10 protein-coding genes are annotated in these 13,169 nt (G+C 61.9%); 8 read left to right on the top strand and 2 right to left on the bottom strand.

Annotated features, from left to right (window positions below):
* The first annotated feature begins 2 nt into the window (after window positions 1-2).
* Both RW095_RS28265 and RW095_RS28260 read left to right on the top strand, forming a co-directional pair.
* Entirely contained in the window at window positions 3-1,679 is a 1,677-nt protein-coding gene (locus RW095_RS28265) for a ShlB/FhaC/HecB family hemolysin secretion/activation protein (RefSeq protein WP_317022067.1), read from the top strand.
* Window positions 1,680-1,800: 121 nt separating this feature from the next.
* Window positions 1,801-5,601, top strand: coding sequence for a two-partner secretion domain-containing protein (locus RW095_RS28260; RefSeq protein WP_317022066.1), 3,801 nt, complete (start codon window positions 1,801-1,803; stop codon window positions 5,599-5,601).
* A gap of 71 nt (window positions 5,602-5,672) precedes the next feature.
* Here the strand turns inward: RW095_RS28260 and RW095_RS28255 are convergent, their stop codons facing one another.
* Window positions 5,673-6,476: a PP2C family protein-serine/threonine phosphatase gene (locus tag RW095_RS28255; RefSeq protein ID WP_317022065.1), complete on the bottom strand. Its 804-nt coding sequence runs from the start codon at window positions 6,474-6,476 to the stop codon at window positions 5,673-5,675.
* A gap of 34 nt (window positions 6,477-6,510) precedes the next feature.
* Window positions 6,511-7,191 carry a hypothetical protein gene (locus tag RW095_RS28250; RefSeq protein ID WP_236597360.1) on the bottom strand — a complete coding sequence of 227 codons (681 nt, stop codon included), beginning with the start codon at window positions 7,189-7,191 and terminating at the stop codon, window positions 6,511-6,513.
* Between the two features lie 837 nt (window positions 7,192-8,028).
* Here RW095_RS28250 and tssA point away from each other — a divergent pair.
* From tssA to tssE, 6 genes are all read left to right on the top strand, one after another.
* Entirely contained in the window at window positions 8,029-9,084 is a 1,056-nt protein-coding gene (gene tssA / locus RW095_RS28245) for a type VI secretion system protein TssA (protein ID WP_317022064.1), read from the top strand.
* 89 nt (window positions 9,085-9,173) lie between these two features.
* Window positions 9,174-9,674, top strand: coding sequence for a type VI secretion system contractile sheath small subunit (tssB, locus tag RW095_RS28240; protein ID WP_128588217.1), 501 nt, complete (start codon window positions 9,174-9,176; stop codon window positions 9,672-9,674).
* Between the two features lie 23 nt (window positions 9,675-9,697).
* Complete coding sequence (tssC, locus tag RW095_RS28235; RefSeq protein ID WP_317022063.1) at window positions 9,698-11,194, top strand: type VI secretion system contractile sheath large subunit; 1,497 nt, start codon at window positions 9,698-9,700, stop codon at window positions 11,192-11,194.
* Window positions 11,195-11,239: 45 nt separating this feature from the next.
* Complete coding sequence (locus tag RW095_RS28230) at window positions 11,240-11,728, top strand: Hcp family type VI secretion system effector (RefSeq protein ID WP_128588221.1); 489 nt, start codon at window positions 11,240-11,242, stop codon at window positions 11,726-11,728.
* 95 nt (window positions 11,729-11,823) lie between these two features.
* Window positions 11,824-12,660: a type VI secretion system accessory protein TagJ gene (locus tag RW095_RS28225; RefSeq protein WP_317022062.1), complete on the top strand. Its 837-nt coding sequence runs from the start codon at window positions 11,824-11,826 to the stop codon at window positions 12,658-12,660.
* The gene (gene tssE, locus RW095_RS28220; protein ID WP_128598298.1) at window positions 12,653-13,165 is read left to right on the top strand and encodes a type VI secretion system baseplate subunit TssE; all 513 of its coding nucleotides are present in this window, start codon (window positions 12,653-12,655) and stop codon (window positions 13,163-13,165) included. Before RW095_RS28225 ends, tssE begins: the two co-directional genes overlap by 8 nt.
* Window positions 13,166-13,169: the final 4 nt, after the last annotated feature.

The following is a 13,169-nucleotide window of genomic DNA, read 5'->3' as shown; positions in this document are numbered from 1 at the left end:
CGATGATCCGAATCCGACTGATTGCCGCCGTTGTGTCCTGCAGCAGCGCACTGGCGTGGGGGCAGACCTTGCCCAACGCCGGCAGTCTGCTCAACCAGACGCAGCCGCGCGAGACACGTCCCGCGCCGCCCGGTGGAGCGGCCGCACTGCCGGCCGTGCCACCCCCCGCGCCGCCCGGCGTGACTGCGCCCGGACCGACGTTCGTGCTCAAGAGCATCTCGATCAGCGGCAACGATACGATTCCGGCTGACCAGTTGCTCGCGCCAGTGCGCGACCGGATCGGCACGGCAATTGGTTTTGCGGACATCGAGACAATTGCCGCACGCATGACGCGCATTTATCGCGAGCGCGGCTATGTACTCGCGCAGGTGGTGATCCCGCCGCAGGACGTCAGCGACGGCAATCTCCAGCTGAGCGTGCTCGAAGGACGCGTTGGGCACATTAATCTGAACGTGGCGGCGGGCACGCCGGTGCGCGAGTCGCTGCTGCGTGAGCGAGTGGCTGCGATTCCGGTCGGCGCGCCGCTCCAGCAGCACGACCTCGAACGCACGATGCTGCTGCTCTCGGATTTACCGGGCATCGTGGTGTCGTCGGCGATCGAGGCCGGCAGCGAGGTCGGCACGGCCGATCTGACGATCAACGTCGCGCCCGCCAAACGCTGGAGCTTCGCCGCCGATATCGACAACTTCGGCGTGCCGTCGAGCGGCACCTGGCGGCTCGGCGCGCTGGCGAGGTTGAACTCGCCATTCATGATTGGCGACAACCTGGATCTGCGCCTGCTCGGCAGCGAGCGGCTCGACACCGCATACGGACGCATCGGCTATGAAGCGCCCGTCAATCCGTACGGCACACGAGTCGGCGTCGCGGCGGCGCGGCTGAACTACGCGCTCGGCAAGGAGTTTTCGTCGCTCGATGCGCAAGGCGAAGCCACCGTCGTCGATCTGACGGTGACGCATCCGCTCGTGCGAGCCCGCAATGTCAATCTGCTCGGACGAGCGAACCTCGAGTACCGCGATCTGATCGACAACATCGGCCTCGTTTCCCAGCACATTCACAGGTCGATGATCGAAGGCAGCGTCGGGCTCAGTTACGAGAGCCGTGACGGTTTGCTCGGCGGCGGCTTCAACAGTGCCGATCTGGCGTTGCTGGTCGGCTCGCTCCACTTCAAGTCGGAGGCGGACCGGGCGCTCGACGAATCGGCTCTTGGACGAAATACAGCCGGCACGGAAATGCGCGTGACGTTCTTTGCCAACCGGCTCAATGCGCTGACCGACAAGGCAAGTATTTTCGTGGGCATATCCGGTCAGTATGCTGCGACGACGCTTGACAACTCGTCTCGCTTCCTGCTCGGCGGACCGCATGCTGTGCGCGCATATTCGCCTTCCGAGGCGCTCGTCGACGAAGGCTTCGTCGCGACTTTGGAGGGGCGTTACGCGGTGACGTCGCGGCTCACGCTCCTGGGTTTCTTCGACTTCGGCGCGGGCCGCTACAACGCGAACCCGCGACCGGCCGAGGGCGCCAACAGCATCACGCGCAGCGGAGTAGGCATCGGCGCATTCTGGGCCGCCCCGGCCGGGTTCTCCGTGCAAGGCACGATTGCGTGGCGCACGACCGGACCGGACACGACCAATAACGATCGCGTGCCGCGGATTTACGTGCAGTTGTCCAAGGCGTTTTGAGCCCGAGACTAACCATCGGACTTCCTCTTTTCGTCCAGTGCTGCTGACGGACAGAGCAGAGCAACAGGAAAGGGCTTGTTCCAACGCGTGTAGCCGGGTCTGTCCGGCGCGGAGGTCTGCCATGAAAAAGCCGTGCAGTGTGCTATGGAGGCGTGCCTCCATTACCGCCGGGGCGGCGGCGCTGCTGCTCGCCGCGTCCTGCCCGCCATCGTTGCTCGCTAATCCGACCGGCGCTCAGGTGGTCTCCGGTTCCGTCAGCGTCACCTCGCCGAGCGGGGGGCAGATGAACATCGGGCAGAAGACGCCCAATGCGATCGTCAACTGGAATTCGTTTTCTATCGGCCCGAAAGAATCGGTCGTGATCGCGCAGCCGTCGGCGAGTTCGGCGCTACTCAATCGTGTGACCGGCAACGACCCGAGTGTCATCGCCGGGCGCTTGCAGGCGAACGGCAAGGTGTTTCTGGTGAATCCCTCGGGTGTGATCTTCGCGCAGGGTTCGGTGGTCAATGTCGGGTCGATGATCGCCTCGACGCTGAATATCGGGGACGCGGATTTCCTTGCCGGCAATTTCCATTTCGTGGGGGCGTCTCCGGGCGCTGTTGTCAATCGGGGTTCGCTCACTGCGCAGGGCGGAGGGACCATTGCGTTGCTCGGCGGCACGGTCAGTAACGCCGGGACCGTGGCCGCGCGGCTCGGCACCGTTGCGCTCGGCGCGGGCAGCGATATCACGCTCGACTTCGCTGGCGATGGCTTGACGACCCTCAAGATCAATCAGGGCACCGCGAACGCGTTGCTCGGAAACACCGGCAGCCTGGCTGCGGATGGCGGCGTGGTTGTGATGAGCGCGCAGTCGGCCGATGCCCTTGCGGGGACCGTGATCAACCAGCAAGGCATCGTTCGTGCACAGAGTCTGACCGAACGCAACGGCCACATCCTGCTGGATGGCGGCAGGAGCGGCGTGGCGCAGTTGAGCGGCACGCTCGACGCAACCGGCGGCGCCGGGTTGACGGGCGGGCGCATCGATGCCACGGGCTTCAACGTCGCGCTTCTGGACGGCGCGCATGTCGACGCGAGCGGTGCGGCGGGTGGCGGCAAGATTCGTTTGGGTGGCGGCGCAGGCGGCGCGGACCCCGACATCCGCAATGCGAACGGTGTCTGGATGGCGCCGACGGCGGACGTTCGTGCGGATGCGCTGGCGAACGGCAATGGCGGAAATGTGGTGGCGTTCAGCAATATCGTCAGCCGCATCTACGGCATGCTGTCTGCGACCGGCGGCCCGCAGGGCGGCGACGGCGGACTGATCGAGACGTCCGGGCACTATCTGGACACCACTGGGGCGAAGATCGACGCCTCTGCGCCTAAAGGCAAGGGTGGCACGTGGAAACTCGACCCGCAGAATATCGATATCGTCCAGGCTGCGTCCGGCACTCCCGCGACCGAGACGCCCGGCAATAGCACAACGCCCACGACGTTCGAACCCGCGGGCGCGGATAGCCAGGTGGTCAGCTCGCTGATCACCACCGAACTGAACGCCGGAACTTCGGTGACGATTTCGACGGCCGCCTCAGCAGGCGTTGGGGCGCAAGCCGGCGACATCCTCATCCTGACGCCAATCCAGAAGACGGCGACCGCCGCAAACTCCAGTGCGGCACCGACGCTCACGCTCAGCGCACTCGGTTCCATCACGGATGCCGGGCAAGACATCACCTCTCTGTCAGGCCCGCTCAACGTGGTTCTGGAGGCGAACGTCAATGCGTCCACGGTCGGCACCGGTACCGTCAGTCTGACCACCGCGAATGTAGCCACCGGCGGAGGAAACTTTTCGATTGCCAACAACGGTCCGGTTAGTCTCACAAACAGCAGCATCACGACATTGAATGGGGCCGTCTCAATTTCAGCCGCCTCCAACCAGGGACCCGCCGCGGTAATTGACGGCTCCTCAATTACGACAACGAGCGGGAACATTACGTTGATCGGAACGAGCCGGGCAGCGGTTTCGTCCGCCGCTTCGGTTGACGGTGTCCGTATCGAAAACAGTGCCGGCACGGAAGGGCAACCCTCGCAAATTTCCACGAACACGGGCGTGATATCCGTGTTCGGCAGCGCGACGGGGTCGAACGCATACGGGGTTCTGCTGACCGACGGCTCCTCCATTCGGTCTGTGAACGGCAATCGCATTGATCTTCGTGGGGCGGTGGCGGGCCCAACAGGAACCGAAGGCCCGACGAATCAGCTCTTCGACTATGGCGTCCTGATCCTGAACGGTAGCGTTCAGGCTCAAGGTTCCGGCAGCTCCGTCCTGCTCACCGGATCGACTAACACCGCGGACGCCGGTGTGGCGATTGGCGCCGTACCGCTGCCATCAGAGTCCGGTGATAACCCGGGACCGGTCACGATCACGGCTGGCGATCGGGGTTCCGTCATTTTGCGTGCCTCCAACGACGGCAGCACCAGCAGCCTGCTCAGTCGGTCCTCGACCATCGACGGGTCCGCGACCATCGACGCACCTAACGGCACCCTGGTGTTGGCGCCCGCTTCGGTCGATGCTTCGAACAATTTCGCCACTACCGCGCTCGACGAGACGACGATTAGCTTATTCGGCACGGGTGGGGGCTTCAACATCGATTCATCGACAGTCCAGACGTTCGCGACGACCTTGCAGACGATCGTCCTCGGGTCCAGCACGCACACGGGTCCCATTACGGTGAACGGGCAATGCCCGTCGGGCAGCACCGCCTGCACCCCGCCGCGCCCCAGCTTCCGCACCAGCCTGACACTAGCCAATCCGGGCTCAGGCAGCCAGGGCATTACATTGCCCTTTGGCTTGTCGTTACCCGGCAAAACGCTGACGCTGGCATCGGCGGGGCAGGTTACCGATCCCGGCGGCATTCAGGCGGCCGGGCTGATGCTCGCAGGCCCGGGTGCGTTCCTGTTGACCGACCCGCAAAACCAGATTGGCGTGCTGTCGATGGTCGGCGCGGGCAGTGTCGACTTCCAGAATTCAAGCGGTTTCGTGATCGGTCCGGTCGTCAGTCGCACCTTCAATTCCACATCCAGCACTGTAACGACGATCGACGGCACAAACTCCACACTCACGGGCAGTCTCAACGCCCAGGCAGCCACGGGCAATATTGGGCTGGGCGGTGGCGCGGCGTCGCCCGGCGGACCGACTGGCGGAGCCAATACGAATCTGAACGCTGGCGGATCGATCGACCTTGTGATGGAAGGGGGCGTCTTCACTAATGCTGGAAGCGGGACGCTGAGCGCCGGCAACGCGTGGCGAACGTGGGCACTGACGTGGAATGGCGAAACGCGTGGAAACGTGCAGCCCAACAGCGCGCAGCCCAATTTCTACGGGTGCGTGTTCGGCTCTGGTTGCAGTTGGGGCGGCATGGTGCCCGCGACAGGCAACCATTTCGTGTATGTCGACCGGCCTACGCTAACGGTCACTGCCGATGGCAAAACGCGTCCAATCGGCGCGCCCAATCCGCCATTTACGTACACCGCGAGCGGCCTTATCAATGGGGACACCGCCGCGGGCGCGCTGAGCGGCAGCCTGAGCTCGGCTGCGACGCCGGCTTCGCCCGCCGGGCAGTATGCGATCGATCCGAATTTCGTGTCGAGCGCAGGTTACGTGGTGAACAACGTTGCGGGCACGCTGACGGTCGAGCAACTGGTTCCCCAGCCGGTCGCCCAAAGCGGCTTGCAAATTTTTTTCGGCAACGACGAACGAACCTTTGTCTATGAAAACAACCTGCAAGGCACCAACATTTGCGTCGGCTCGAACCAGCCGCTCTTCACAACGGCGCCACCCGGTGATACGCAGGATCTGCTCGCCGTGGAATGGAAGCGCGTTCGCTCGCAACCGAATCTGAACAGCTGTATGGTGCTGACTGGTCAGCACGGTTGCGGAGATTTTTAGGCGTGAGGGGCCAAGCCGCGCGAGACGTGCGCATCTTGCAACGTGGCGCGGGGAGCGGGGAGCGGGTATAGCTAAACCAGCGCCGAACGAGGTGTCGGTTTCAACACCGTCGTCTCCAGATCATCGCCTCGCACCCATACCGCGACCGCGGTGTAATTGTCGTGATTGGCCCTGGCGGTCGCGCGCACTCTGGCGGCAAGCGCGTCGAGCCACGCAGCGGGCGTCCCGGCGGACGCGAGCGCATCGCGAACAAAGGTTTCTTCGTCGTATTCCCAGAGACCATCGGTGCAGATCAGAAAAGCATCGCCTTCAAGCAATGCGAAAGTGCCGTCCGAGCCCGCAATGTCCAGTTGATCTTCTGTGCCGAGCGCGGCGTACAGCACGTTGCGGCGCGGATGATGGCGTATCTCCTCTGCAAGGAGCAACCGTGCGTCGACCATTTCCTGAACCATGCTGTGATCGCGAGTCTGCGCGTGAATCTGACCCTGGCGGAAACAGTAGAGCCGCGTGTCTCCGCAGTGCGCCCATGCAGCGGTTCGGCATTCGCGGTCGATCGCCAGCACTACGGCTGTCGACCGCATGTCCGTTTCGTCGCCGCTACCGCGCGATTGTTCTTCGACGATGTTTTCGTTCGCATGCGCTAGCGCGCTGACAAGCCGCTCGCCCGTCGGCGGCAATTCGGTAACGGTCAGATAGCGCAAATCCGCCAGCACTGAATCGACGACAATGCGCGAGGCCGTATCGCCGCCCCCGTGTCCACCGGCGCCGTCCGCGACGACGCAACAGTAGAGCCGCTCGCTCGACCAGTCGCCGAACGAGTCTTCATTGCGTGGCCGGCCGCCTTGGTCAGTCAGGCTTGCGGTGACGAGTTGCACCGTTGACCCCTCATTGGCTGATGGTCTTGCGAGCTCATTCCTGCGCGTGGGACTGTGCGGACAGAATGCCCAACACCAGCAAAATGGCGATGCGATTGCCCGGTACGATGTCGATGCCGAGCCTGCCCTCGATCCATTGGCCGATTCCCGTGCGGGCGAAGTCGGCCGGTATCGAACGCTTCTTCAACGTGACACCAAGCTTACGCGCGCGGTAGTGATACGAAGCAATGCCATAGCGCGCTGCTATTTGCGACAGACCGCCTTTCTTGTTCGAGAGCCAGCCAAGACTGCCGGCGAGCAGCATGCGGTCGGCGTCGTCGAGCGAGTCGATGAAGTGCGACGCCGATTCGCGCACTTCTGCTTCGTGCAACCCGTATTGCATCAGAACTGAGCCGATCGGATCGGGATGGAAAGCCGTTTGACGGTCGAGTTCGAGCATGACGTCGCCTTCATCCAGCGACACGTTGTGTTGATGGGCCGCACTGCGCAAGCAGTCGATGAGATAGCGGCGAAAGTACGCGCACACTGCATGGCTGCTCGAGGGCGCGCTGTGCAGCGGGAAGCTGGTTGCTGCCGTCGGCGCGGACTCCAGACGGAATACTTTCAGATAGAGGAACTGCGAGATGAGCTCTTCCTTGTCCTCGCCTAGCGCCTGCAACTCTGACGGGTGATAGCCCCTCAACGCACGCCGCACGATCGTATAGATGGACGCCATTTCGTCGTGACTTAACGATGTGCGCCGCTGCCACAGGTCGGGAAGCATGCCGTCCATTGCGTGGTCGACGATTGCCGTGGTGCTTTGGGTATTTTCCACCTGTCCCCCCGCAGTGCTGGGCTCTGCTGCCGCGGCGCTTTGCTGTCCACCTCGCCGGTGGGCTGGCATTGAACATGAAGCATCGCGGCCGCCTGCGATCGGTAAAGCGTACGTCCGGTCCCGCGCAATTCGCATATGCACAAAAATTGCGCCAACAGCAGCGCCAGACCGATAGCCGGTTTATTGGCTCGATCTCATTCGCAAACTGTTAAAGCTGATGTGTGATTAATGGTAATTCACGCTGCGGTCCGAACGCGTCTGGTATAAACCCTTAAATGCATGCGCGGCCGGGGTTGCCTCTTGATGGCACGGAAATTCTTGAAAAAAGATAGCGTCCCGTTCGTTTACCTATATGGCTGGAAAAACGGTGGATAGTCCGCCAGAAAAGCCGAAAGCATGTCCGAAGCAATGATATCGTCTTATGTTTACAGGCATGTAAGCTGACGGTCGCGTTTTAAATAGTTAATGAACCTGAACGACTGGATAATAGTTGATTCAATTAACGCAACCTCATTTTTATTGATGCCTGCCTTTGCTTTTTCAGGCTGCGTGCTACTCTCGTATTCGGATTGGCCGTGGAGAAAGTCCGGAGTGAGAATGCTGCACTGAATTACGGGCGCATAAGCAATTGAATGAACTTGACATGCGCTTCTGGAAGTGCTGATTCATTGCAATCGAGGCGCCCCGTGCCGGCCTTCGCGGTACGTAGAGACTATTCATCCGAGACCGATCCGAGACATGGCCACGCTTGCTGCCGGCGCAATGCTTGCCGAAATTTCAGATGCCAATCCTTGCGGGGACGACCTCGAGTACGACTCTGAGTTCCTCGAACTGGAACAGGTCGTACATGGCAAGCCGGATGTGCAGTACGGTGAGACCGTTGTCGCCGCCACCCCGCCAGACTGGAAAATTGCGGAAACGTTATCGCTCGGCCTGCTGGCAAAGAGCCGCGATCTGCGTATCGCCGTGCACCTGTCTCGCGCGCTTTTGAACCGTGAAGGTTTCAGCGGTTTTGCGGAGAGTCTCGCGCTTATCGAGGGCCTGCTGGAACAGCGCTGGGACCACGTCTATCCACGGCTCGATCCCGACGACGACAACGATCCCACTGCCCGCGTCAACGCGCTTGCTGCGCTTACCGATCAGTCCGGCCTGCTGCTCGACGTTCGCGATGCGCCGCTCGTGTCTTCCCGCGCACACGGCGTGATCACCTTGCGCAGCATCGAATATGCAACCGGCGAAGTACCGTCGCCGGATGACGCCGAAGCGCAGTCGCTCAGTTCTATCGACGCGGCCATCGCCGATGCGCACGAAGACGCGGTCGCAACGCATGCGGCCTTGAGCGACGCGCTGAGGAGCGCCACGCGCATCGAAACGGTGTTGACCGAACGTGTCGGCGCTGCGCGTTCGATCGACCTCGCGCCGCTCGTGCGGATGCTGCGGCGAGCCGCCGACTTTATCGGCGAGCGTATCGGAGATACGAGCAGCGATACAGGCGGCGGCCCCGTTGTCACGGATGCGCAGGCTGGCGAGGCGGACGCCGGAGCACGCAAGCTCGCGACGCCGACCGCCATGCAGATCTCCGGCGACATTTTGAATCGCCAGGACGTCGTGCGAATGATCGACAAGATCTGCGCTTACTACGAGCGCCAGGAACCCTCCAGTCCGGTGCCGATGTTGCTGATGCGCGCGCGTCGTCTGGTCGACAAAAGCTTCATGGAGATCTTGCAGGACCTCGCGCCCGAAGGCATGGGCCAGGCGCGGCAGGTCGGCGGTATCGAGAATGAGAACGAGTAGTCGAGCAGGGATGGCTTTTTCACGTTTTGCAACGCCAGTCACGCGCCACGCCGCTCTCGGCTCGTGCAGCGTCAACCAGGGGAACAGTCGTGGCAAAGGAAAGCAGCCAGAAGTTCATCGCGCGCAATCGAGCGCCGCGCGTTCAGATCGAGTATGACGTCGAGGTCTACGGTTCGGAGAAGAAGGTCAATCTGCCTTTCGTCATGGGTGTGCTCGCCGACCTCTCGGGTCAGCCGGCGGACCCGCTCGCGCCGGTAGCAGATCGAAAGTTTCTCGAGATCGACGTCGACAATTTCGACGAACGTCTGAAGTCGATGAAACCGCGTGTCGCGGTGCAGGTGCCGAACATGTTGACAGGCGAGGGCAATCTTGCGGTCGACATGACGTTCGAGAGCATGGACGACTTTTCGCCCGCGGCGGTCGCGCGCAAGGTAGATGCGTTGTCCAGACTGCTGGAGGCGCGAGGCCAGTTGCAAAACCTGCTGACCTACATGGACGGCAAGACCGGCGCGGAGGATCTGATCGCGAAACTGCTGAACGACCCAGCGTTGCTGCAGTCGTTAGCATCCGCACCGAAGCCGCAGGAATGAGCGTGATCTAAGGGGAGTCTACGATGGCTGAACCTACCACCCAAGGGCAAGCGCAACCCCGCGAAACGGCGCTTGAAGTGAGCGATTTCGCCAACTTGCTGCAAAAGGAATTCAAACCGAAGAGCGACAAGGCGAAGGAAGCCGTGGAAACCGCGGTGCGCACGCTCGCCGAACAGGCGCTGCGCGACAGCAACGTGATTTCCGGCGATGTGCTCGCCACGATCGAAGCGCTGATCGCGCAGATCGACGCGAAGCTTACCGCGCAGATCAACCAGATCATCCACTCGGAGGAATTCCAGAAGGTCGAGAGCGCATGGCGCGGCTTGCACTATCTGGTGAACAACACGGAGACGGACGAGTCGCTGAAAATCCGCGTGATGAACGTATCGAAGGGCGATCTGCACAAGACGCTCAAGAAATACAAGGGCACCGCGTGGGATCAAAGCCCCATCTTCAAAAAGCTCTACGAAGAGGAATACGGCCAGTTCGGAGGAGAGCCTTATGGCGCGCTGGTAGCCGATTACTACTTCGATAACAGCGGACCGGACGTCGATTTGCTGACGCAGATTGCGAAGATTTCGGCCGCTTCGCACGCGCCGTTCATCGCGGGCGCCGACCCCGCTGTGATGCTCATGGATTCGTGGCAGGAACTGGCCAATCCGCGTGACCTGACAAAGATTTTTCAGACCCCCGAGCATGCAGCGTGGCGCTCGCTGCGCGATTCGGAGGATTCGCGTTACGTGGGCCTCGCCATGCCGCGCTTTCTTGCGCGCGCGCCCTACGGCGCCAAGTCCAATCCGGTCGATGAGTTCAATTTCGAAGAAGACACGGCTGGCGCGGACAGCAGCAAGTATGCGTGGGCCAATGCGGCCTATGCGATGGCGACCAACATCAACCGCTCATTCAAGATGTATGGCTGGTGCTCGCGGATTCGCGGCATCGAGTCGGGCGGAGCGATCGAGAATCTGCCGGTGCATGCGTTCCCCACGGATGACGGTGGCGTCGACATGAAATGCCCAACCGAAATCGCCATCAGCGATCGCCGCGAAGCGGAGCTGGCGAAAAACGGCTTTATGCCGCTCGTCCACAAAAAGAACTCCGATTTCGCTGCCTTTATCGGCGCGCAGTCGCTGCATAAGCCGGCGGAGTACGAAGACCCCGACGCCACCGCTAACGCGAACCTGGCCGCGCGTCTGCCTTATCTGTTCGCATGCAGCCGCTTTGCGCATTACCTGAAGTGCATCGTGCGCGACAAGATCGGCAGCTTCAAGGAGAAGGACGACATGCAGCGCTGGCTGCAAAACTGGATCCTCCAGTACGTGGATGGCGATCCGGCGCACTCGACGGAAGAGTCTAAAGCGCGACGGCCGCTCGCCGCCGCGGAGGTGGTCATCGAGGAGGTCGAAGGCAATCCGGGTTACTACACATCGAAGTTTTTCCTGCGTCCGCATTATCAGTTGGAAGGTCTGACCGTATCGCTACGGCTGGTTTCAAAGCTTCCGTCCGCCAAGGCGGCATAACGGAAACCCTATTGCAGTGACGAATCGTTTTGAGTGGAGGAAGACATGGCCATCGATATGTTCATGAAGCTGGGCGATATCAAGGGCGAGTCGCAGGACAAGACCCATAAGGAGGAAATCGAGTTGCTCGCGTGGAGCTGGGGCCTGAGCCAGAGCGGCACGATGCATATGGGCACTGGGGGCGGGGCCGGCAAGGTGTCGGTGCAGGATCTTTCATTTACCAAATACAGCGACAAGGCGAGTCCGCCGATCATGGCGGCCTGCACCAAAGGCACGCACATCGACAAAGCGCTACTGACCGTGCGCAAGGCGGGCGGCGACAATCCGCTGGAGTACTACAAGATCACACTGGAAGGTGTGCTGGTTAGCTCTTATTCGACGGGAGGTTCGGGTGGTGAAGAGCGCTTTACCGAAAACGTGACGCTCAACTTCGAGAAGTTCCATGTCGAGTATCAGCCGCAGAACGCGAAGGGTGCGAAGGAGGGCGGCGTGGTCGAAGTGAAATGGAATATTCCCGCCAACGCCGAGAGTTGAACGGGTGACCGCATAGGGCGACCGCACTGCATGGGCCGCGCCGCCGCAGTGCGATGGCGCGTGGCATGACGTAAGCCTGACCGGAGCGAGCCAGCATGACCGCAGAAGAGCGTTTGCGCGAAGGCGATCTCGACGGGTGCCTGAGTGAATTGCAAAGCCGGGTTCGCAAGGAGCCGTCGAAAGCCGCATATCGCGTCTTTCTGTTCCAGTTACTCGCGGTAACCGGGGCATGGGATCGTGCGCTCACGCAACTCAACGTAGCGGGCGAGCTCGATGCCGCGGCGTTGCCCATGGTGCAAACCTATCGCGGAGCGCTGCAATGCGAGGCGCTGCGCGAGGCGGTTTTCAAAGGCGAGCGAGCGCCGCTGATTTTCGGCGAGCCGACCGGCTGGCTCGCGCTACTACTCGAAGCATTACGATTCGATGCCGCCGGCGACACCCGCGCGGCGGTCGCCGCGCGCGCGCAGGCCTTTGACGAGGCGCCCGCTACAGCCGGGACATTGAACGGCGAGCCATTCGCGTGGCTGGCGGACGCGGACAACCGGCTTGGCCCCACGCTGGAAACCATATTGAACGGCCGTTATTACTGGATTCCGTTTGCCCGCATCAAACGCATCGAAATCGAGCCGCCATCGGACCTGCGCGATCGCGTCTGGATGCCGGCCGTCTTCACGTGGGCCAACGACGGCCAGGCAGCCGGCCTCATTCCGACTCGCTATCCAGGCACGCTCGCAGAAAAGAATCCTTCGTTGTGGCTCGCGCATTTGACCGAATGGGCCAGTGACGATACAGCGGCTTCGCATCCCGTGGGGCAGCGCATGTTCACCTCGGATGTCGACGACTATGCGTTATTCGACGTGCGCACCATCGAACTGACGAGTGGCGACATGCATCCGCAAGAGGGCGGCGCGGCCGTGCCGAACCATGGCTGAGCTTACCGCCCGGGACCGCCTGCAGCCTTCGCTGCTCGACCGGCTGACCGACCTCGAACCCGAGAAGAAAGTGGAGCCGCGAGAGCGCCGCGTCCTGTCGATGCGCGCGCTGCGCCAGAGCGTGCAGCGCGATCTCGCGTGGCTGCTCAACGCCAATGGCCTCGCGTCGGTGCAGGATCTCACGGGCTATCCCTATGTTGCGACCTCGGTGATCAATTTCGGCTTACCGGACATTGCCGGCAAGACTGCATCCGGCATGGATCCGCTGCAACTCGGCAAGCTGGTGCGCGACGCGATCTGGGCGTTCGAGCCACGCATCTTGCGCGATACGGTGCGAGTCAGTTCCATGCAGCTCGAAGAAACGACTGGGCGTCATAACACCGTGTCGTTTCTCGTCGAGGGCGATCTGTGGGCGCAGCCTTATCCGGAGCGTCTCTACTTCAGGACCGAACTGGACCTGGAAGCCGGCGAAATCCGGGTGATCGACCAGGGCGGACCGCGCTGAAACC

Source organism: Paraburkholderia kirstenboschensis, assembly GCF_032806925.1.
Classification (GTDB): Bacteria; Pseudomonadota; Gammaproteobacteria; order Burkholderiales; family Burkholderiaceae; genus Paraburkholderia; species Paraburkholderia kirstenboschensis.
Note: the sequence above shows the minus strand (reverse complement) of the source record. Positions and strands in the feature narration are given on the sequence as shown.